Source organism: Streptomyces sp. NPDC043876, assembly GCF_056435825.1.
Genome location: NZ_JBWKDV010000003.1, coordinates 587,363 through 606,497, shown reverse-complemented (window position 1 = coordinate 606,497; position 19,135 = coordinate 587,363). Strand labels below are relative to the sequence as shown.

Annotated in this window: 15 protein-coding genes; 6 read left to right on the top strand and 9 right to left on the bottom strand. The window is 73.3% G+C overall.

Annotated features, from left to right (window positions below):
- Positions 1-471: 471 nt before the first annotated feature.
- A complete protein-coding gene (locus AC0693_RS12215; protein ID WP_478801657.1) occupies positions 472-1,410 on the top strand; it encodes an SAM-dependent methyltransferase in 939 nt (312 codons plus the stop codon).
- Between the two features lie 68 nt (positions 1,411-1,478).
- Entirely contained in the window at positions 1,479-2,564 is a 1,086-nt protein-coding gene (locus AC0693_RS12210) for a terpene synthase family protein (RefSeq protein WP_478801656.1), read from the top strand.
- 44 nt (positions 2,565-2,608) lie between these two features.
- On the opposite strand, the gene AC0693_RS12205 is transcribed toward AC0693_RS12210, so the two are convergent.
- The 9 genes from AC0693_RS12205 to AC0693_RS12165 form a co-directional block, all read right to left on the bottom strand.
- Complete coding sequence (locus AC0693_RS12205) at positions 2,609-4,018, bottom strand: cytochrome P450 (RefSeq protein WP_468465806.1); 1,410 nt, start codon at positions 4,016-4,018, stop codon at positions 2,609-2,611.
- A complete protein-coding gene (locus tag AC0693_RS12200) occupies positions 4,015-4,635 on the bottom strand; it encodes a GTP-binding protein (protein ID WP_478742085.1) in 621 nt (206 codons plus the stop codon). The genes AC0693_RS12205 and AC0693_RS12200 overlap by 4 nt, the downstream gene beginning before the upstream one ends.
- Positions 4,616-4,975: a DUF742 domain-containing protein gene (locus tag AC0693_RS12195; protein ID WP_468465810.1), complete on the bottom strand. Its 360-nt coding sequence runs from the start codon at positions 4,973-4,975 to the stop codon at positions 4,616-4,618. The genes AC0693_RS12200 and AC0693_RS12195 overlap by 20 nt, the downstream gene beginning before the upstream one ends.
- Complete coding sequence (locus AC0693_RS12190) at positions 4,972-5,379, bottom strand: roadblock/LC7 domain-containing protein (protein ID WP_468465812.1); 408 nt, start codon at positions 5,377-5,379, stop codon at positions 4,972-4,974. Before AC0693_RS12190 ends, AC0693_RS12195 begins: the two co-directional genes overlap by 4 nt.
- 2 nt (positions 5,380-5,381) lie before the next feature.
- On the bottom strand, positions 5,382-6,902 hold the full coding sequence (locus tag AC0693_RS12185; RefSeq protein WP_478801655.1) for an ATP-binding protein: 1,521 nt from the start codon (positions 6,900-6,902) through the stop codon (positions 5,382-5,384).
- 705 nt (positions 6,903-7,607) lie between these two features.
- Positions 7,608-9,677: a phosphocholine-specific phospholipase C gene (locus tag AC0693_RS12180; RefSeq protein WP_478801654.1), complete on the bottom strand. Its 2,070-nt coding sequence runs from the start codon at positions 9,675-9,677 to the stop codon at positions 7,608-7,610.
- 196 nt (positions 9,678-9,873) lie between these two features.
- Positions 9,874-10,665, bottom strand: coding sequence for a TIGR04222 domain-containing membrane protein (locus AC0693_RS12175; protein WP_478801653.1), 792 nt, complete (start codon positions 10,663-10,665; stop codon positions 9,874-9,876).
- A 153-nt stretch (positions 10,666-10,818) separates the two neighbouring features.
- Positions 10,819-11,091, bottom strand: coding sequence for a DUF3253 domain-containing protein (locus AC0693_RS12170; RefSeq protein ID WP_469316772.1), 273 nt, complete (start codon positions 11,089-11,091; stop codon positions 10,819-10,821).
- A 43-nt stretch (positions 11,092-11,134) separates the two neighbouring features.
- Positions 11,135-11,560 (bottom strand): DUF6003 family protein, encoded by a 426-nt coding sequence (locus AC0693_RS12165; RefSeq protein WP_468465823.1) that lies wholly within the window; start codon positions 11,558-11,560, stop codon positions 11,135-11,137.
- Positions 11,561-11,740: 180 nt separating this feature from the next.
- Here AC0693_RS12165 and AC0693_RS12160 point away from each other — a divergent pair, with 180 nt between their 5' ends.
- From AC0693_RS12160 to AC0693_RS12145, 4 genes are all read left to right on the top strand, one after another.
- Positions 11,741-14,083, top strand: a complete 2,343-nt coding sequence (locus AC0693_RS12160) for a M9 family metallopeptidase (RefSeq protein ID WP_478801652.1) — start codon at positions 11,741-11,743, stop codon at positions 14,081-14,083.
- A 204-nt stretch (positions 14,084-14,287) separates the two neighbouring features.
- On the top strand, positions 14,288-15,265 hold the full coding sequence (locus AC0693_RS12155; RefSeq protein ID WP_478801651.1) for an ROK family protein: 978 nt from the start codon (positions 14,288-14,290) through the stop codon (positions 15,263-15,265).
- Positions 15,266-16,006: 741 nt separating this feature from the next.
- Positions 16,007-17,206, top strand: a complete 1,200-nt coding sequence (gene manA / locus AC0693_RS12150; RefSeq protein WP_478801650.1) for a mannose-6-phosphate isomerase, class I — start codon at positions 16,007-16,009, stop codon at positions 17,204-17,206.
- A 218-nt stretch (positions 17,207-17,424) separates the two neighbouring features.
- Positions 17,425-19,086, top strand: coding sequence for a cellulase family glycosylhydrolase (locus tag AC0693_RS12145; protein ID WP_478801649.1), 1,662 nt, complete (start codon positions 17,425-17,427; stop codon positions 19,084-19,086).
- Positions 19,087-19,135: the final 49 nt, after the last annotated feature.

The window sequence follows — 19,135 nt, the reverse complement described above, 5'->3', positions numbered from 1 at the left end:
TCCTCGCAACCGGAGCCCCCTCGGCACGCCATCGGGCACGGGATGCACACGGGAAGCACACATCTCCGTCTTCCCCTTTACCCTGCCGATATCCCCGCGGCGCGTGTCAGGCAGCGCTCTCCGGGCGGAGGCGCTGTACCAAGGGGCGCTCCGGTGCGTGGTCCCCTCCTTGCGAGCGCCGTTGCGCCGGGGACGCGCGCGGGGGCGCCGGGTGCCGGGCACATAGCGCCCCACCTGCGACGGGAGGCAAAGCGGGGGCGCGAAGACACGGCGGTGGCGGCGACGCGCGCCGGGCGCACGGTGAGTACGCCGGAGCGAATCGATGCATTCCCTCATGTCGAGTGGGCTGACGCGCGGCCCGCCAGGTGCCACGATGATCCGTGCTTCAACAGTCTGCCGGTCCGGACGCGACGAAAGGGGCACCACCGCGTCACGGAGACCAGCCCTCCCCCACCGAAAGGGCGGACATCCATGCACGTCACACCACTCGTGTCGGCCTTAGTCGGCGACCAGGGCCCGGCCGCGGAGGATCCGGTACGGCTCTACTACAGTCGCAAGACCCACGAGATCCTGCAGAAGTACGGTCCGGGGCCGCGGGTGCACTTCCACGTAGGCCTGTACCCCGACGGCCCCCCGGCGCCCGGCGCCGTCCCCCGGAGCATCCTCCAGCAGCGGCTCGTCGACGCGCAGGAGCGGATAGTCGGCCATGCGGCCCGCTCGTGGGGCGCGTACGCATCGCCGCCCCGCCGGGTCCTGGACATCGGCTGCGGCCTGGGTGGGACCTCGCTCTACTGGGCGCAGGAACACGGATCGACGGTCACCGGTCTCACCGTCGCCGCCGAACACGTGCCCCTCGTACGGCACTTCGCCGCTCAGGCCGGTGTCGCGGACCGCGTGCGGCCCCTGCTCGCGGACGTGCACGACCTGGACGACGTCCGCGCCTACGACGCCGCCTACGCCAACGAGAGCAGCGGCTACACCGACCGGGCCCGCCTCTTCGAAGTCGTCGGCCGGGCACTGGAGCCGGGGGGATGGTTCGGGATCCAGGAGCACTTCCTGCGCGACCCGGCGTGCTCCGACTTCCTCGACGGCTACTACCGCACGCGGCTGGCCGCGCGCGACGACTACCTGATCGCGGCCGAAGCCGCCGGATTCGAGCTGGTGCAGGACGAGGACGTCACGGACTCGGTCGCCGAATTCTGGGTGCAGTCCATCGCGTGGAACACCGCCGAACTCGGCCGGCTCCGGGCGGCTTCCGGCGCTGCGGCGGACGGGGGCGGCGCACCGGGCGCGTGGAGCGCCGACCGGCTGGAGGAGTCGACGCTCGCGCACGGCAGACTGGTGGGCCTCTGGCGGGACCACGCGGTGGAGACGCGGCTGCTGCGCTTCCGGAGCGGGGGCGGCCGATGACCGCTCGCCCTCCGCTGACCGCGCACCCCGGTCCTCCCGCGACCCGTACTCCCCCTTACCCGGGCTCCGTGCGCCCTTCCCGGCTCGGTGCGCGTCTGCCCGCCTTCTACTGCCCCTTGGAGCGCGGTCTCGTCCATCCCGCCGCGGAGCGGGTGGAGGCGCGGGCGCTCGCATGGCTGGACGCCTTCGGCCTGTACCCCGATCCGGTGGAGCGCGCCTGGGGGCTGGCCACCCACAGCGCCGACTTCTCCTGCCGCATCGTCCCCGCCGGGGACGAGGACACCGTGCTGCTGTTCACCGAGTGGAACTACTGGGCCAACGCCGTGGACGACTGGCAGGACTCGGGTGCGGACGAGGTGGGGACGGCCGCCGTCGTCGAGCACGGGGTACGGCTCCTGCGGACCCTGGAGGACCCCGGAGCGTCCCTGCTGCCACCGGGTCCCATGACCCGTGCGCTGCTGGACCTGGTGCGTCGCACCCATGCCGCGCTCACCCCCACCGCCCTGCACCGGTTCAGGGAGGGGACGCGGGACTGGCTGCTGGGGGCGGCCTGGCGGGCCGCGCAGGCCGGGGCGGGGACCATGCCGACGCTGAACGACTTCGTCGCGATGGGTCCGCTGGCGAACGGGACGCGCTTCTCGCTGACGTGGTCGGACGCGGCCCGCGGAGACCTGCTGCCGACGGACCTGCTCCGCTCGCCCGCCCTGACGGCGCTGACGGACGCGGCGGGCTTCGTCGTCAGCGCGGACAACGACCTGTTCTCCTACGACAAGGACGACCACCTGGAGCCGCGCGAGATCAACCTCGTCAACGTCCTCGCCCACCAGGAGCGCTGCTCCCCCGCCGAGGCCGTCGCGCCCGCCGTGGCCCTGCGGGACCGGGTGATGGTCCTCTTCACCACGCTCCGGGCCCGGCTGGAGCAGGGCGCGGACGAGGAACTGCGCCGCCACCTGGCGGCGTTGGGCCACTACGTGGCCGGCTCCATCGCGTGGCAGAGCCGGGCACCGCGGTACGCGAGCCCGCGCAACCGGTACGAACTCCCGGTCGCCGGGGCCCGGTTCGACCTCCGGTACGCGGACGCGCCCAGCGACACGCGCATCGGCCCGCCGGACGTCCCGGCCCTCGCCTCCTGGTGGCGGCAGGTGCGCGACTGAGCCGTGGGCCCCGGCCGGCGACGGCCGGGGCCCGCGGCCGCGCGTCAGGACGGGCGGCGGCCGAACAGCCGGCGCCACCAGCTGGTGCCCCGGCGGTGTCCGGAGGCCGCGGGCGCCCGCGACGGCTGCGGCGGGATCAGCGCGTGCCGCGGCGCGGGCGGGAGCTGCCCGGCCGGCTCCTCGGCCGGGGGCTGCTCCCGCTGCACCGGGCGCGGCGCGAAGCCCACCGGCAGCGACACCAGGTGGCGCGACATGAGGGTGCCGCGCCACTGGAGTTCGCTCGCGTCGACGGCCAGCTGGAGGTCGGGCAGCCGGTCCAGCAGCACCTCGATGCCGGTGTCGGCGATGGCGCGGCCGATGTCCTGGCCGGGGCATTCGTGCGGTCCGCTGCTGAAGGCCAGGTGGGAGCGGTTGCCGTGGAGGGAGACGGCCGGATCGGGCCGGATCTGCGGGTCGACGTTCCCCGCGGCCAGGCCGAGCAGCACCATGTCGCCGGCCCGCACCTGCTGGTCGCCGAGCACGGTGTCTCCGGTGGCCCAGCGCCCGATGATCGTGTTGATGGGCGGGTCGTCCCACAGGACCTGCTCCAGCGCCGCGGGCAGGGTCATGTGCCCTCCGGAGAGGTTCGCCCGGAAGCGCGGGTCGGTCAGTACGGTCCGCAGCGTGTTGGCGATCAGGTTGGCCGTGGTCTCGTACGCCGCGATCAGCACCACGCGCAGGTGCATCAGCACTTCGGTGTCGCTCAGGTTCGCGTGGTGCTCCAGCAGCCAGGAGGCGAGGTCGCGGGCGGGGCGGACCTTGCGCTCCGCGACCAGCTGCTCCAGCGTGGACGTGACGTAGCGGTCGCTCTGGAGGGCCGTCGCGGTGCCCTGGAGCATGTCGCGCGCGGCGTTGACCAGCATGGGTCCGTGTTCGTCGGGCGCCCCGACGAGCTGCGTCATCACGAGCATGGGGAGCTGGTCGGAGAAGGAGGTCACCAGGTCCGCGTACCCGTCGGCCGCGATCTGGTCGACGAGCTGGTTGGCGAAGCGGGTCACGTAGCGCCGGATGCCCCGCTTGTCGAAGCGTTCGAGGGATTCGACCACCGCTCCGCGCAGCCGCTCGTGGACGGGGCCGTCGGTGAAGTTGCAGACCGGCACCCAGGTGACCATGGGGCCGAGCGGGGTGTCGGGGGGCACCCGGCCCTCCTTCATGTCGCGCCAGCCCCGGGGATCGCGCGCGAACCGGGAGGGGGTGCGCGCCACCTCCAGGTTCTCCCGGTGGCCGAGGACCAGCCAGGCCGGGAGGTCGCCGTTGACCAGGACGGGCGCGACGGATCCGTACTCGGCGCGCAGCTTCTCGTACAGCCCCAGCGGGTCGGCCTGGGCCTCCTGCCCGTGCAGGCGGTACAGGCCGCCCCCGGCTCCCGCCGCGTGGGCGGGGCACTCGGGCGGCGGGGTGGGGTGGGTGCTCACGTGGCCTCCTGGGTCGCTGCCTGGGAGTGCAGGTAGCGCATGAGGGTCAGCAGGACGTCGCGGGAGGACTCCCGCAGCCTGGCGTCACACACGACGATCGGAACGGTGGGGGGCAGGTCGAGGGCCTGGCGCAGGTCCTCCAGCGGGTGGTCCGGCGCGCCGGGGAAGGAGTTGACGGCGACGACGAAGGGCACGCCCCGCTCCTCCAGCCGTCCGATGACGTCGAAGCTGATTTCGAGGCGCCGGGTGTCGAGGAGGACGACGGCGCCGAGCGCGCCCTCGAAGAGCCCGCGCCACAGGAACCAGAAGCGCTCCTGTCCCGGGGTGCCGAACAGGTACAGCACGAGCTCTTCGTTGACGCTGATGCGGCCGAAGTCCATGGCCACGGTCGTGGTGGTCTTGCGCGCCACGCCCCGGGTGTCGTCGACGCCGATGCCGGCCCGGGTCATCGTCTCCTCGGTGGTCAGCGGTTTGATCTCGCTGACCGCGCCGACCATCGTCGTCTTGCCCACCCCGAAACCGCCGACGATGACGACCTTGACGGCGGCCACGGCGGTCTGCGGCAATATGTCGGCGTCGCGCGGCCCGGCGAGCGTGTCAGAGTTTCTGGAGTCCATCGATCACTGCCTCGATCAGAGCAAGGTCGGGTAGCTGCGCGGCGGGAACGGGCGGCCGGATCTGCACGCGGCGCGTGGCCATCAGGTCGCCGACCAGTACGGTGACGGCGCTCACGGGCAGACCGGCGTACGCGGCGATCTCGGCCACCGACAGCGGTGACTGGCACATACGCAGGATGGCCGCCTGTTCGGGCTGCATCTCGGGCCGGGCGGCCACCTTGGCGACGACGAGGGTCACCAGGTCCAGGTCGACGGCGGTGGAAGGGCCGCTGCGTCCCCCGGTGATGACGTAGAGCCGTTCGGGGCTGGCGGTCTCCCAGTTGTCGGGCGGTTCACTCACGCGGGTAGCCCGTCATGTCGCGGTGGGCTGCTCAGGTGGTCGCCCATGCGGGACACCAGGGCGCGCATCTGTGCGCCCATCAGGCCCGCATCGACGCCCTCGTCCGCGAGGACCGCGAGATAGGAGCCGTCCCCGGCGGCCATCAGGTAGAAGAACCCGCCGTCCATCTCGATCACGACGAGCCGCATCCTGCCGCCGGAGCGCGGCAGTTCGGCGGCGACGGCCCCCGCGAGGCTCTGCAGCCCCGCGCAGGCCGCCGCCAGGCGGTCGGCCGTGTCGGTCTCGGCGCCGTACTGCGCGACGCAGAGCCCGTCGGCGGACAGCACGATCACGTGCCGCGTCTGGGGCACTCCGGCGGCCAGGTCCTTCAGCATCCAGTCCATGCTGCTTCGCTGAGTCATCATCGTCATGCCCCTCTGGTCGCTGAGCCCGACGCGTCCTGGGGGCCCTCGGTGTCATGGCCGGACTCGCCGGACAGTCCGCTGTGGAACGCCTCCAGCCACAGGCCGGGTGCGGGGTCCTGGGCCGACTGCGGCTGCGCGGCCGGCCAGGGGTCGGAGGTGGTGGCGCGGTCCTTGCGGCGCCGCTGCGGCAAGCCGCCCGCCGTGCGTTCGGGTGCGGGGCCGTCGTCGGGCACCGCCCGGGGGGCGACGGTCCGCCGGGGCAGCGGACCGGTGATCTCCATCTGCTGCGCGGAGCGCGCCCGCGAGGCGGTGACGGCCCTCGGCCCCGAGGAGGAGCCGATGCCGTGGGCGAGGCCGGTCGCCGCGGACGCCATGGTGATCAGGTGCTGCGGGACGATGACCACCGCGCGGACGCCGCCGTACGCGGAGGAGCGCAGGGAGACCTGGAAGCCGTACGCCTGCGCCAGGCGGCCGACGACGGCGAGGCCGAGCCGCGGCGTCTCCCCGAGGTCGTTGAGGTCGATGCCCGACTGCGCCTGCGCGAGCATCCTCTCCGCGCGCCGGTGGGCCTCCTCGCTCATGCTCAGGCCGCCGTCCTCGATCTCGACGGCGATGCCCGACTGCACCTCCACGGCCGTGAGGTGGACCCGGGTGTGCGGCGGCGAGTACCGGGTGGCGTTGTCCAGCAGCTCCGCCAGGGTGTGGATGAGCGGCTCCACGATGGGGCCGACGACGGCGACCTCGGAGACCGAGTGGAGTTCCACGCGCTGGTAGTCGATGATCCGCGACATCGCGCCGCGCAGCACGCTGTACAGGGTGACGGCCCGGCTCCACTGGCGGCCGGGGCGTGATCCGCCGAGGACCGAGATGGAGTCGGCGAGCCGCCCGATCAGGGCGGTGCCGTGGTCGAGCCGCAGGAGGTCGCCGAACACATCGGGGTTGTGGCCGTGCCGGTCCTCCATCTCGCGCATCTCGTGGGCCTGCTGGTGGACGATCGCCTGGACGCGGCGGGCGATGTTGACGAAGGCGCGCTGGGCCGAGTCGCGCAGGCTCTCCTCGTTGTCGACCGCGTCGATCACGTGGGCCAGTACGTCCTGGAGCGCGCCCCTGAAGGTCGGGGTCAGGGCTCTGTCGTCGCCCCACCGGGTGCCCTGGCCGCCGCGGCCGCCCAGGGAGGTCAGCACGTCCTCGGGCAGCTCGCCCCTGCGCAGCCGCTCGATCGCCTCGGGAAGCACCACCTGGGACAGCCGGACCGCCTCGGACTCCTGCCGCGCCAGGGTGTGCCGTAAGGCGCCCAGTTCGGCGCGCCGCGAGGTGAGCGCGCGCCCGCGCCGGAGCGCCTCGGCGAGGGCGGCGGCGGTGCAGGCCGCGCCCACGGCGAGCCAGCCGGTGCGGACCGGTTCCGAGGACGAAGCCAGCGCCCCGACCAGGCATGCCGTGGCGACGGCAGCGATCGCGGCCAGTATCCGGCTCGTTCCCACCTCCGGGCGGGCGGCTTCGGGCGGAATATCTTTTTGCTCCATCGGCGTCCTCGAACCATCGAAATAAGAGATCTTCTGACCGGTGGGCGGGAGCTTAACTACGCCCCACGGCCGTCATGAGGACTTTCGCCGGAGTTCATCGGACCGGAGGACCCGGTATGCGCCATTGACGGCGCCGTCTTTCCGCGCGGAACGGCCTCCGCGCGCCGGAGTCGGCGGCATAGCGGGAGGTCCACGGCGTATCCGCCAGGGCTTGGAAAGGGAATTCGAACGTTCGATCCGTCAATTTCCGGCCGCATCCGCGATATCGGCCGGTGGCATCCCGGACGCACATGCGCTATGGGGGCGGCCCCCGGCACGTCCCGCCCGGCCGTCGGGGTGCGGTACGGACTGCGGCGCACGGGCGGTGACCAGCAAGGACGGGCCGAATCGGACCCGGAGGGCGGTCCCCGGGCGTCACCCGCGGCCCATGCGCTGCGGGCGGCGAAGCCGGAGCACGCACGCCGCGAGAAGAACTGCGCCCCGGCGAACGCGACGGGAGAGGTCACCGCCGCGTGCCGGGCGGACGTGGCTGCGAAGAAGGGCACCACGGGGATGTGCAGGTCGCGCCGCAAAGGCGCGGAGGTGGAATGGGACGTCGCCGTCTGCGGCAATGCGGACCGGTCGGCGCATTGTGCGAGCTGAACCACGTCCCCCGTCATGCCCCGCCGTGGCGGGGTATGACGGGGGACGGGTGACGGGTGCGGGTCAGGAGGACTGCTGGGTGCGGATGGCCGGGTCCGAGAGACCCGCCCTGCCCGTTTCTACCTTGCCCGCGAAGCGGCGGGCGAAGTCCGGGGTCTGCGACGCGGTGACCGTGACGTCATACCACCGGCGCGTGTTCTTCAGGGAGACGGTGTGGGTGACCGTCGCGCCCTTGGCGACCGTGAGGCGCTTGGGGCCGCCGCCGTAGGCGTTGCTGACCGTGAGGATCGCGGGCGCCGCGCCGGCGTTGGTGAGGGTCAGGTCCAGGTCGCCGGTGGCGGCGTTGTGGCGCGCCGTGACCTCGGGCCCGGGGGTGGTGCCGGGGTTGCGGAAGCCGCGCAGGAAACCGTTGGGGCCGTGGACGGTCAGGTCGGTGACGCCCGCCGAGTACGCGGTGTTCCAGGTGTCCGTGATCGAGGCGCCCGCCCCGGTGGTGTAGGTCCAGGGCGCGTCGCCCCGGTTGCCCGAAGTGACGTAGAACTGCGCGCCCAGGTCCTGGCCACCGCTGAAGGTGAGTCGGAACCGGCCCTCGCCGGTGAGGGCCGCGCCGTCCACGTAGGGGGCGTACTTGAGCGGGCGGGTCGGGCACGACCCCTTCTCCTGGCGCGGCATCGTCGCCACGGCGGGCGGGGTGGCGAGGAAGTCGGGGTGGCGGTCGCGGTCCTGCGGCTCCCAGCGTCCGGTGTCGGGCAGCGGCGCCGCACCGGTGTCCTTGCGGGCGAAGTCGAAGGCGGAGGTCAGGTCGCCGCAGACCACCCGCCGCCAGGGCGAGATGTTGGGCTCGGTGACCCCGAAGCGCTGCTCCATGAAGCGGATGACGGAGGTGTGGTCGAACGTCTCGGAGCAGGAGTAGCCGCCGGTGCTCCAGGGCGAGACCACCAGCATCGGGACGCGCGGACCCAGGCCGTACGGTCCGGCGACGTAACCGGGCTTGCCCGGGAAGACGTCGAGGGCGGTGGGCACGGTCGACAGGCCCTGGGCGGCGCCGGCGGGGGCGTACGGCGGGACGACGTGGTCGAAGAAGCCGTCGTTCTCGTCGTAGGTGATGAAGAGCGCGGTACGGCCCCACACCTCGGGGTTGGAGGTCAGCGCGTCCAGCACCTGCGCGATGTACCAGGCGCCGTAATTGGAGGGCCAGTTGGCGTGCTCGCTGAAGGCCTCGGGGGCGGCTATCCAGGAGACCTGGGGCAGGGTGCCCGCCGCGACGTCGGCGCGCAGCCGGTCGAAGTAGCCCTCGCCGGCCTTGGCGTCGGTGCCGGTACGGGCCTTCTCGTGGAGCGGGTCACCGGGCTGGGCTCCCCGGTAGTTGTTGAAGTACAGCAGCGAGTTGTCGCCGTAGTTGCCCCGGTAGGCGTCCTTGATCCAGCCCCACGAGCCGGCGGCGTCGAGGCCGTCGCCGACGTCCTGGTAGACCTTCCAGGAGATCCCGGCCGCCTCCAGGCGCTCGGGGTACGTCGTCCAGCCGTACCCGGCCTCGGCGTTGTTGAGGACCGGTCCGCCGCCCTTGCCGTCGTTGCCGGTGTGGCCCGACCAGAGGTAGTAGCGGTTGGGGTCGGTCGAGCCGATGAACGAGCAGTGGTAGGCGTCGCAGACGGTGAACGCGTCGGCGAGGGCGTAGTGGAACGGAATGTCCTCGCGCGTCAGGTGCGCCATGGTGGCCGGCGTCTTGGCGGGCACCCAGTTGTCGTACTTGCCCTTGTTGAAGGCGCTCTGGCCGCCCGCCCAGTCGTGGTTGAGGCCCTGGAGGAACTCCATGCCGAGGTCGTCGGACGGCGGCCGGAAGGGCAGCGTCTCCTTGCCCGCGTTGTCCGCCTGGTGCCACACGGGCTTGCCGCTGGGCAGCGTCACGGGGCGCGGGTCACCGAAGCCGCGGACGCCGCGCAGCGCGCCGAAGTAGTGGTCGAAGGACCGGTTCTCCTGCATCAGGACCACGATGTGCTCGACGTCGGCGATGGTGCCGGTCGTGCCCCGCGCGGGGAGGGCGGCGGCGCGCGCGATGCTGTCGTTGAGCAGCGTCAGGGCGGCGGCGCCGCCGGTGAGCTGGAGGAAGCGGCGGCGGTTCAGTTCTGCCATGGCGGGAGGGACCTCTACTTCGATCGAGAAGTGGCGGAGCGCCCCCAGGACATCGTGCGCGGGGTACCGGACAGGGAGCCTGACGTGAAGGCGGCGGATACGCCAGGCGAACGTCAGTCGGATTCCTGCGAAGTTCGGCCACGGGAACGGGCGCGCGGTGGTATCGGTGCGCACCCGGCGACCGCCGAAGCCGCCCTCAGTTCGCCCCGCACCCGCCCGGCGAGGGGTGCCAGCCGCCGCGCCCGCTGCGGTCCATGGGTTCGCGCGGCGGGCGGGTCAGCAGGCCGCTCTCCTCGGTGAACCGCGGGAGTTGGGCGCGCAGGGCGGGGGCGCCGAAGACGGCCACGCTCAGCAGCAGCGCGCGGGGGTCGTCCCGTTCGGTGGCCCGGCGGGTCGCGGCGTAGTCCTGGCGCAGTCGGACGAGCAGCCCCGTACCGCGCGGGGTGCGCCGGATCCGGGCGCCCAGCGCGAGCGCGGCGGCGTCGGCGAGGAGGGCGAGCCACAGCCACGCGGCCTCCCGGCCACCGGCTGCGGCCCACACGGGTACGGCGGCGAACACCGGGAGCAGCAGGGCCCGTACGGTCCGGCGCCGGGCGGGAGACACCAGCAGCCCCGCGCTCTCCAGCTCGCGGGCCGTCTCCCTGATGGTCTGCCGCACCCGCTCGGCCTGCCGCAGGCGGCGGGGGTGCGTGGCCCGGTACAGCACGCTGTACTGGGCGCGGGCCACCTCGGAGCAGCCTTGCGGGGGAAGCCGCGCATCGACCCCGCGGGCGCCCTGCCGCACGACCGCCGCCACCGCGCCGACCAGGTACAGCTCCACCAGCCCGGTCTGGGCCGCGCCGTCCGGGCCGTCGCGCAGCAGCCCGATGTCGACCGGCGCCAAGGCCCTGCCCAGGGGCCGCGCACGCCCCCGGGCGAACCGCGCCACCCAGGCGAGCACCACCAGGACCCATGCCGCGGCAGCCGGCATCCCACCCGTCACGTCCATGCGAACACCCCCCGCCCTCTCCCCTCCCCCGCCCTACGCCGCCCCAAGCCCGCACGTCGGCGCCCGCCCGCCCGGACCGGCCGGGCGGCGCACGGCCGCGGCGGTGGTGCCGACGGGCGCGGGGGCGGCGGTGTCAGCGAAGGCGCCGTGGTGTCAGCGGACGCGGCGGATGCGGATCGGGCCGCGGGCCGTCGACGGGTCGACCGGGCGGCCCGCCTGGGTGATCTCGACCTCGCCGGCCGTGACCAGTCGGCGGGCCGCGCGGCGCACCGGTTCCATGAGGGCCCGCCAGCCGTCGTCGTCCCCCGTGTACGCCGCCCGCGCGGCGTCCGAGGGACAGATCGTCGCGGTGGGGCCGCGACGCTCCAGCAGCTCCAGGATGGCTCGTTCCAAACGCCGGTCCGGTTGCCGCTCGCTCTCGCTCACTCCCCCAGTATCCAACGACGGGGACGGGGACGCCGGATGGACGTCAGGGGCGGGAGGCGGAGGACAGGGTGGCCGGGTCGACGCCGGAGAGCTCCACGATCCGGTGGGTGGGCACCCCGGCGGCGAGGGCCCGGCGCAGCAGGACGTCGCGGTTGTCCTCGCTGTCGCGGAAGGCGAGGAGCTCCTCCTCGACGCCCGCGACGCGGTCGGTGGCCGCGGCGCGGCGGACCCGCTCCACTTCCTCCTCGTCCAGGGGGACCGGCAGCCGCTCGGCGTCCTGCGGGATCAGTCCCGTCTGCTCGGGGGGCGCCACGCGAACCTTCGGCGACGCGGGGTCCACGCCCTGGGCCGCGAACCAGGCGCGGACGGCCGGGGTGTCCAGGCACGCGAGTTCCCCGACCAGCGCCAGAGCGGTCCCCTGCCAGCCTTCGGGGGTCTGCGCGAGGAAGAGGTAGGCGTCATCCGTCATCGTGGGGCACTCTCCTGACACACCGTGGGGCAAACGATCACCCACCTCTTACCCCGTCCAGGAGAACGCAATCTGGCCGAAACCCTTCCGGCGCGATGCGACATGTGCAATTTTACATGTCACACATTGATTGCCCGTGTCCCCAGCACGTGGCCACAACGGCCCCGGAGGCCCCCGCAGATGCATCCCTTCCGGATATCCAAGGCCAACGCGCTCAGACTGCCCGCGCTCGGCGCGGCCGTCTTCATGGCGCTCGGCCTGTTCGCACCGCAGAGCCAGGCCGCCTCCGCCGGCGTCACGGCCCCGGCCGGTGCGAACTCCCGGGGAACCACGGCCCCGGCGCCGCGGTCGATCCCGGTCCCCCGATCGCCCGACGCGATGAGCAACGGCTCCCGTTTCCGGATCTCCTCGCAGGACAGCCCCGAGGAGTCCGCCCCCGCGGCCGCCCCGACCGCCAAGCCCGTCAAACCCGTCAAGGCCAACAAGGCCGACGGGCAGTCCTCGGCCGCCGCCGGGGACGGGTGCGGCGACCTCTCCGGTGTCATCAACGCCACCGGCGCGGCGCTGGTCCAACAGCTCAAGGCGCTGCCCCGGATCAACTGTACGTACCCCCTGTTCGAACTGACGGGGGACAACGCGCGCAAGGCCTTCCGCGAGCCGCAGATGGTGACCGTCGCCGACGCGCTGCGCGACGCCTCGGCCGGCTACGCGGGCAACAACAGTGCGGCCACTGGTCAGTTGGTCATGTTCCTGCGGGCCGGATATTACGTGCAGGACAACCACGGAGCGGAAGTCGGCGACTACGGCCCCGCGTTGACCGGCGCGGCGCGCGGCGCGCTGGACGCCTTCTTCGCCGCTCCGCACAGCAAGGACGTCACCGACGCCAACGGCGAGATCCTCAACGAGGTCGTCACGCTGATCGACAGCACCCACGAGGCGGGCCGGTACGCCGGGACCGTCAAGTGGATGCTCGGCAGCTACGACGGCAGCTGGCCGGCCCAGATGAACCTGGCCATGCAGCACGTCGAGTGGGTCGTCGAGAACGGCTTCAAGGCCAAGAACGACGAGCGCGGCTGGCGCGCCGCCCTCAAGGCCGACCCCGCCGTCCTCGACACCTGGGCGGGCTTCATCACGCGCAACGGCGCGCAGCTCAACCGCCTCGACGTCGTCAGCAACGTCGGCCGCTTCCTCGGCTACGCCCTGGACGTCCCCGAGCTCAAGGACCGGGTCCGGCCGCTGCTGAAGGACCTGATCAACCGCTACCCGAACGTCGGCCCCACGGCGCCGATCACCATGAACCTCGGCTGGTACACGCGCCAGTACGACAAGAACAACTGCGCGGCGTACGCCATCTGCGACCTGGGCGAGCGCGTACTGCCGGCGATCCTGCCGATCCAGCACACGTGCAACCCGGCCCTGAAGATCCGCGCCCAGGACATGTCCCCCGGTCAACTCGCCGGCACCTGCACCAGCCTCGTCAACGAGGACGCCTACTTCCACCGGGTCATCGGCGACAAGGGCGCGATCCCCGGTGACGTGAACACCAACCTGGAGGTCGTCGTCTTCGACGACTACACCCAGTACTCGCTGTACGCCTGGGCCATCTACAACATCGACGTCGACAACGGCGGCATGTACGAAGAGGGCAACCCCGCCGTCGTCGGCAACCAGGCCCGCTTCATCGCCCACGAGGCCGACTGGCTGCGCCCGGACTTCCAGATCTGGAACCTCAACCACGAATACACCCACTACCTCGACGGCCGCTACAACATGGCCGGCGACTTCGACGCGGGCATGACCACGCCGACCATCTGGTGGGTCGAGGGCATCGCCGAGAACATCTCGTTCGGTTACCGCGGCCAGCGCAACGCCGAGGCGATCGCGGAGGCCGCGAAGAAGACGTACAAGCTCAGCGACCTCTTCGACACGGTCTACGACCAGGACACCGACCCCGCCGTCAACTCCAACCGGATCTACCGCTGGGGCTTCCTCGCCGTCCGCTACATGCTCCAGGCGCACCCCGCCGACGTGGAGACCGTGCTCGGCAGGTACCGCGCCGGTGACTGGAACGGTGCCCGCACCTTCCTGAAGCAGACCATCGGCACCCGCTACGACGCCGACTTCACCACCTGGCTGACGACCACCTGCGCGACCAGCGACTGCGGCCCCCTGCCGGAGGCCCGGTCCATCCCGCTGTGCACGCTCGGCGACCCCCGCCAGTTCGACAAGAACTGCCGCCGCGACAACCTCGCGGCCGCCGCCGGCAACCACAGCTACCACTTCGTGTACCTGCCGGCCGGTGTCAAGCAGCTCACCCTCACCAGCAGCGGCGGCACCGGCAACGCCGACCTGTACTACGGCGGCGGCAACTGGGCCACCACCGGCAGCCACCTGGCGAAGTCCGTCCACGACGGCAACGCCGAGACGCTGACGATCGACAACCCGCCCGCGGGCTGGGTCTACTTCAGCCTCGCCGGCGCCCAGGGCTTCAGCGGTGTGAGCCTCTCCACGCAGACCAACTGAGCCGGTCCCCCGCAGCCGGGGGCCGAAGCACGGACGGCGGTCCTCGTCCCCCATCGCGGGGCGAGGACCGCCGCTCGGGACCGGCCGTCGGGAGGCGCTCGTTTACTAAACCCTGCTTAACTTAACTGCGTAAGTAGACAACGTTGTCAGCGGCAGGGCAGAGTGGCCGGATCCGCCAGTCGCCGCTGAAGAAGGGCTGAACGCATGCTGTACGGAGCGCTCGACATCGGGGGCACGAAGATCGCCGGGGCGCTGGTCGAAGCCGACGGCACGGTGACCGCGCGGGTCCAGCGCGCCACCCCGGCGCGGGGCTCCGCGAACGAGCTGATGGCCGCCGTGGACGCCGTCCTGGACGAGCTGTCCGGGCGGCCGGGGTGGGCGTCCCTCACCAGCATGGGGATCGGCAGCGCCGGACCCGTCGACACGGTCGCGGGCACGGTCAGCCCCGTCAACATCCCCGCCTGGCGGGGCTTCCCGCTGGTCGACCGGGTGGCGGCGCACCCGCGGATGCCGACCGCGGTACGGCCCGTCCTGGTCGGCGACGCCGTGGCGATGACCGCCGCCGAGCACTGGCTGGGCGCGGCCCGGGGCGTGGACAACGCGCTGTGCATGGTGGTGTCCACCGGCGTGGGCGGCGGTCTTGTGCTGGGCGGCTCGGTACACGTCGGCCGGTCCGGCAACGCCGGGCACATCGGGCACATCTGCGTGGAGCAGGACGGCCCGCTCTGCCCGTGCGGTGCCCGCGGGTGCGTGGAGCGCTTCGCCAGCGGGACCGCCATCGCGTCCCACGCCCTGGAGAGCGGGTGGGCCCCGCCGCCCGGCGTCCCGGCGACGGCCGCGGCGGTGGCGGCCGCCGCGGAGGGCGGCGACCCGAGGGCCCGCGCCGCCTTCGACCGCGCGGGCCGCGCCCTGGCCGCCGCCGTCGCGGCGACGGCGGCCCTGGTCGAGCTCGACCTCGTGGTCGTGGGCGGCGGCGTCGCCCAGGCCGGGGACACCCTCCTCGGCCCGTTCCGCCGCCACCTGAACGACTACGCGGCCCTGGAATTCACCCGCGGCATCCCCGTCGTCCGTGCCCGCCTGCAACTCGACGCAGGCCTGATCGGCGCGGCGGCGGCCGGAGCGGGGGGCGGCGGAGCCGCCGGTGCCCGGGGGGCCGGTGCCCCGGCGGCCGGGTCCGCCTGAGCCTCCGGGCACGGGGGGTGCGAGCAGGACGCCTTGGCGGGGGCGGCCGGTGGCCGGAGTGTTTCTGTCCATGGGGCCGGTGTCTGGGCTTTCCGGTTCGGCCCGCGCACCGATTGAGCCACCCGGCGGGGCAGGGTGCCGGCAGGACGACTTGACCGGGGCTAGGCCGGGGCTGCTGGTGCCAGGGCTGCTCCTGTCCAGGCGGCCGGTGGGCGGGCTGCCGGGCCGCCCCGGGCACCGCCTGAGCCGCCGGGCTCGGGGGCGGCGGCCGGACCGGACGCCATTGCCGGAGCTCGGCCCAGGTCCGGACGGGGGCCGGTCTCGCACCAGACCTCAGGCCCGGTCGGCGTCGCGTCCGAGGCCCTGGTCCAGCTGGGGCCAGGGGTTGGGTCACGTCCAAGAGCGGTCCCGGGGCGGGCTCAGGTGCTCGGCCTTGTCCCGAGGCACGGGGGTCGCCCTCGTCCCGGCCCAGGCAGGACGTCTTGGCCCGGGCCCGGCCGGATTGCGCCCTGGCATTGGGCCTGGCCGCGGGCCTTGGCCCCCGGGTGCGGCTCCCACCGGGTCCGTCGTGGCCGTGGCCGTGGCCGGGCATTGGCCCGGGTCCGGCGACGTCGGCGGGTCGGCGGGTCGGCGGGTCGGCGAGCCACCGCGGCATCGGCCCGCCGTCGCCCGGCGGCCTTGCGACGCCCTGCTGTCCGTCCCACCGACAACTCGCCCGCCTACCGAGGAGACCCGACACCCGTGCACCTTCTCCGCAATACCGTGCAGGCCTACGCCTGGGGTTCCGTCACCGCGCTGCCGGAGCTCATGGGGGCGCCGCCGACCGGGGAGCCGCAGGCAGAGATGTGGATGGGGGCGCACCCCGCCGCGCCCTCCCTCGTCGAGGGAGCGCCGGGGCCGGGGCAGGTGCCACTGGACCGGTTCATCGCCGAGGATCCGGTGACGCGGCTCGGGCCGGCCACGCTGCACCGGTTCGGGCCGCGGTTGCCGTTCCTGCTGAAACTTTTGGCCGCCGACGCGCCCCTCTCGCTCCAGGTGCACCCGGATTCCGCCCGGGCCGAAGCCGGGTTCCGGCGCGAGAACGCCCTCGGCATCCCGCTCGACGCCCCGCACCGCACGTACCGGGACCCGCACCACAAGCCGGAGATGATCGTCGCACTCACCCCCTTCCGCGGGCTGTGCGGCTTCCGGCCCGCGCGCCCGTGTGCCGGTCTGCTGGACGCCCTGGGGGTGCCCGCGCTGCGCCGCCACGCCGACGTCCTGCGCAGCGGCCCCGAGGAGGCAGCCCTCGCCGACGTCTTCGCGGCCTTCCTCCGCCCGCCGCCGGGCCTCCTCGCCGCCGTGACCGGGGCGCTCGCGGCCGCCGCCGCGCGACCGGGCGCGTACGCCGAGGACTTCCGGGTCTGCCACGACATCGCGCGCGCCCACCCGGGGGACGCCGGCCTGCTGCCCGCCTTGATGCTCCGCCCGGTCCTCCTGGCGCCGGGCCAGGCCCTGTTTCTCGGGGCGGGCGTTCCGCACGCGTACCTCTCCGGGCTCGGGGTGGAGATCATGGCGAGTTCCGACAACGTGCTGCGCTGCGGCCTGACGTCCAAACACGTCGATGCCGCCGAGCTGATGGAGGTGGTCGACTTCGCGGGACCGCCGTCCCCCGTGCTCACCCCCCGCAACGGACGGGACGGCGAGCGGATCTATCCCGCGCCGGTGGACGACTTCCGGTTGTCACGCGTCCAGGTGCGCCAGGACCGCCCCTTCCGCCTCCCCGAGGGCGCCCCGCAGATCCTCCTCTGCGTCGCGGGGGAGGTACGGGTCGACGCCGGCAGCCGCGGCCTGCGCATCGGCCCCGGGGAGTCCGTGTTCATACCGGCCGCGGAGGGGTCCGAGGTGCACGGTGCCGGGACGGTCTTCCGCGCGACGGTCGGTCTCCCTCCGTCCATCTGAACTTAACCGGTTATGTATTTCTCTTGTGGGTGAGCGCCACGGCCCTCTAGCCTCGCCCCCGGAGCACCTCCTTCCCGCCGCCCGCCAAGAGCCGCAGCGTCCGGGCGGCGGGAACCAGCACCCGCACCGCACATCGCACACCGCACCTTCATGTCAGGCGAGCCCGCACGCCCCCCGACCGGGATCCCCGGCGTGCGCGACCGAATGGGGAGCACCACATGAACAGAAGACTGGCCACCGCGGCAGGAGCCCTGCTCGCCGTCGTCGCCGCGACGCTCACAGGCCCTGCGACGGCCCGCGCCACCGGTCCCGCGACGGCCCCCGCCGCCCACGCGGCCGCCGGCCCGGCCGCCACCGGGTTCCACGTCGCCGACGGCCGGCTCCTCGACGCCAACGGGACGGACTTCGTCTTCCGGGGCGTCAACCACGCCCATACCTGGTACCCCACCCGGACCGGCCGGGCCCTCGACGACATCAAGGCGCTCGGCGCCAACTCCGCCCGCGTCGTCCTCGCCACCGGGGACCGGTGGCCGAGGAACGGCTCCGCCGACGTGGCGGAGGTGGTCAGCCGGTGCAAGGCCGACAAGCTGGTCTGCGTCCTCGAGGCCCACGACACCACCGGCTACGGCGAACAGAGCGGCGCCGCGACCCTCGCCAAGGCGGTCGACTACTGGCTGAGCGTCGCCGACGCGCTGAAGGGCCAGGAGAAGTACGTCGTCATCAACATCGGCAACGAGCCCTACGGGAACGCCGGTTACGCCACCTGGACCCAGGACAACAAGGACGCCGTCACCCGGCTGCGCGCCGCCGGACTCGGCCACACCCTGATGGTGGACGCGCCCAACTGGGGCCAGGACTGGTCGAACACCATGCGGGACAACGCACCGGAGGTCTTCGCCGCGGACCCCGCCCGCAACACCGTCTTCTCCATCCACATGTACGGGGTCTACGACACGGCCGCCGAGGTCCAGTCCTATCTGAACAGCTTCGTCAGCCGCCGACTCCCCGTCCTAGTCGGGGAGTTCGGCAACGCGCACTCGGACGGCAACCCCGACGAGGACGCCATCATGGACACCACACGCCGACTGGGCCTCGGCTACCTGGGCTGGTCCTGGAGCGGCAACGGCGGCGGTGTCGAATACCTCGACCTCGCCACCGGCTTCGACGCGAGCCGTCTCACCGTCTGGGGCGAGCGCCTCTTCAACGGCCCCGACGGGATCCGGCAGACCTCGCGGGAGGCCAGTGTCTACGGCGGCACCGGGGGCGGCGACACCACACCGCCCGGCGCCCCCGGCGCACCCGTCGCCTCCGATGTCACCGCCACCGGCGTCCGGTTGGCCTGGCCCGCGGCCACCGACGACACCGGTGTCACCGGCTATGAGGTCGTACGGGTCGGCGGCGCGGCCGAGACCCCCGTCACCGCCACCACGAGCACCGGAGCGACGCTGACCGGGCTGACCCCCGCCACCGCCTACACCTTCGCGGTCTACGCCCGCGACGCCGCGGGCAACCGCTCCCCCCGCTCCGCGACCGCGGCCGTCACCACCGCGGCCCGGCCCGCGGGCGGCTGCTCCGTCCTGTACCGACTGCAGGACTGGGGCACCGGCTTCAACGCCGACGTCACCATCCGCAACACCGGCACGCAGCCGATCACCGGCTGGCAGCTGGACTTCGCGTTCCCGGGCGGCCAGACCCTCGGCTCGGCCTGGAACGCCAAGGCCGTCCAGAACGGCGACCGGGTCCGCGCCACCCCCGAGTCCTGGACCGAGACCATCCCCGCGGGCGGCGCGGTGAGCTTCGGCCTCACCGCCTCGTCCACCGGCGGCAACGGCGTCCCCGCCGCCTTCACCCTGAACGGCGTGCCCTGCGCCAAGGGCTGACCCCGCCCCCCGTCCGGCCGCGGACCGCCCTCCCGGGGTACGGTTCCGC

What these genes read in the sequence shown, in the direction of transcription:
- AC0693_RS12160 (WP_478801652.1), top strand. Translation starts at nt 11,741, where the DNA reads ATGCATCCCTTCCGGATATCCAAGGCCAACGCGCTCAGACTGCCCGCG.
- AC0693_RS12200 (WP_478742085.1), bottom strand. Translation starts at nt 4,635, where the DNA reads ATGGACTCCAGAAACTCTGACACGCTCGCCGGGCCGCGCGACGCCGAC.
- AC0693_RS12145 (WP_478801649.1), top strand. Translation starts at nt 17,425, where the DNA reads ATGAACAGAAGACTGGCCACCGCGGCAGGAGCCCTGCTCGCCGTCGTC.
- AC0693_RS12215 (WP_478801657.1), top strand. Translation starts at nt 472, where the DNA reads ATGCACGTCACACCACTCGTGTCGGCCTTAGTCGGCGACCAGGGCCCG.
- AC0693_RS12175 (WP_478801653.1), bottom strand. Translation starts at nt 10,665, where the DNA reads ATGGACGTGACGGGTGGGATGCCGGCTGCCGCGGCATGGGTCCTGGTG.
- AC0693_RS12190 (WP_468465812.1), bottom strand. Translation starts at nt 5,379, where the DNA reads ATGATGACTCAGCGAAGCAGCATGGACTGGATGCTGAAGGACCTGGCC.
- AC0693_RS12165 (WP_468465823.1), bottom strand. Translation starts at nt 11,560, where the DNA reads ATGACGGATGACGCCTACCTCTTCCTCGCGCAGACCCCCGAAGGCTGG.
- AC0693_RS12180 (WP_478801654.1), bottom strand. Translation starts at nt 9,677, where the DNA reads ATGGCAGAACTGAACCGCCGCCGCTTCCTCCAGCTCACCGGCGGCGCC.
- AC0693_RS12185 (WP_478801655.1), bottom strand. Translation starts at nt 6,902, where the DNA reads ATGGAGCAAAAAGATATTCCGCCCGAAGCCGCCCGCCCGGAGGTGGGA.
- AC0693_RS12155 (WP_478801651.1), top strand. Translation starts at nt 14,288, where the DNA reads ATGCTGTACGGAGCGCTCGACATCGGGGGCACGAAGATCGCCGGGGCG.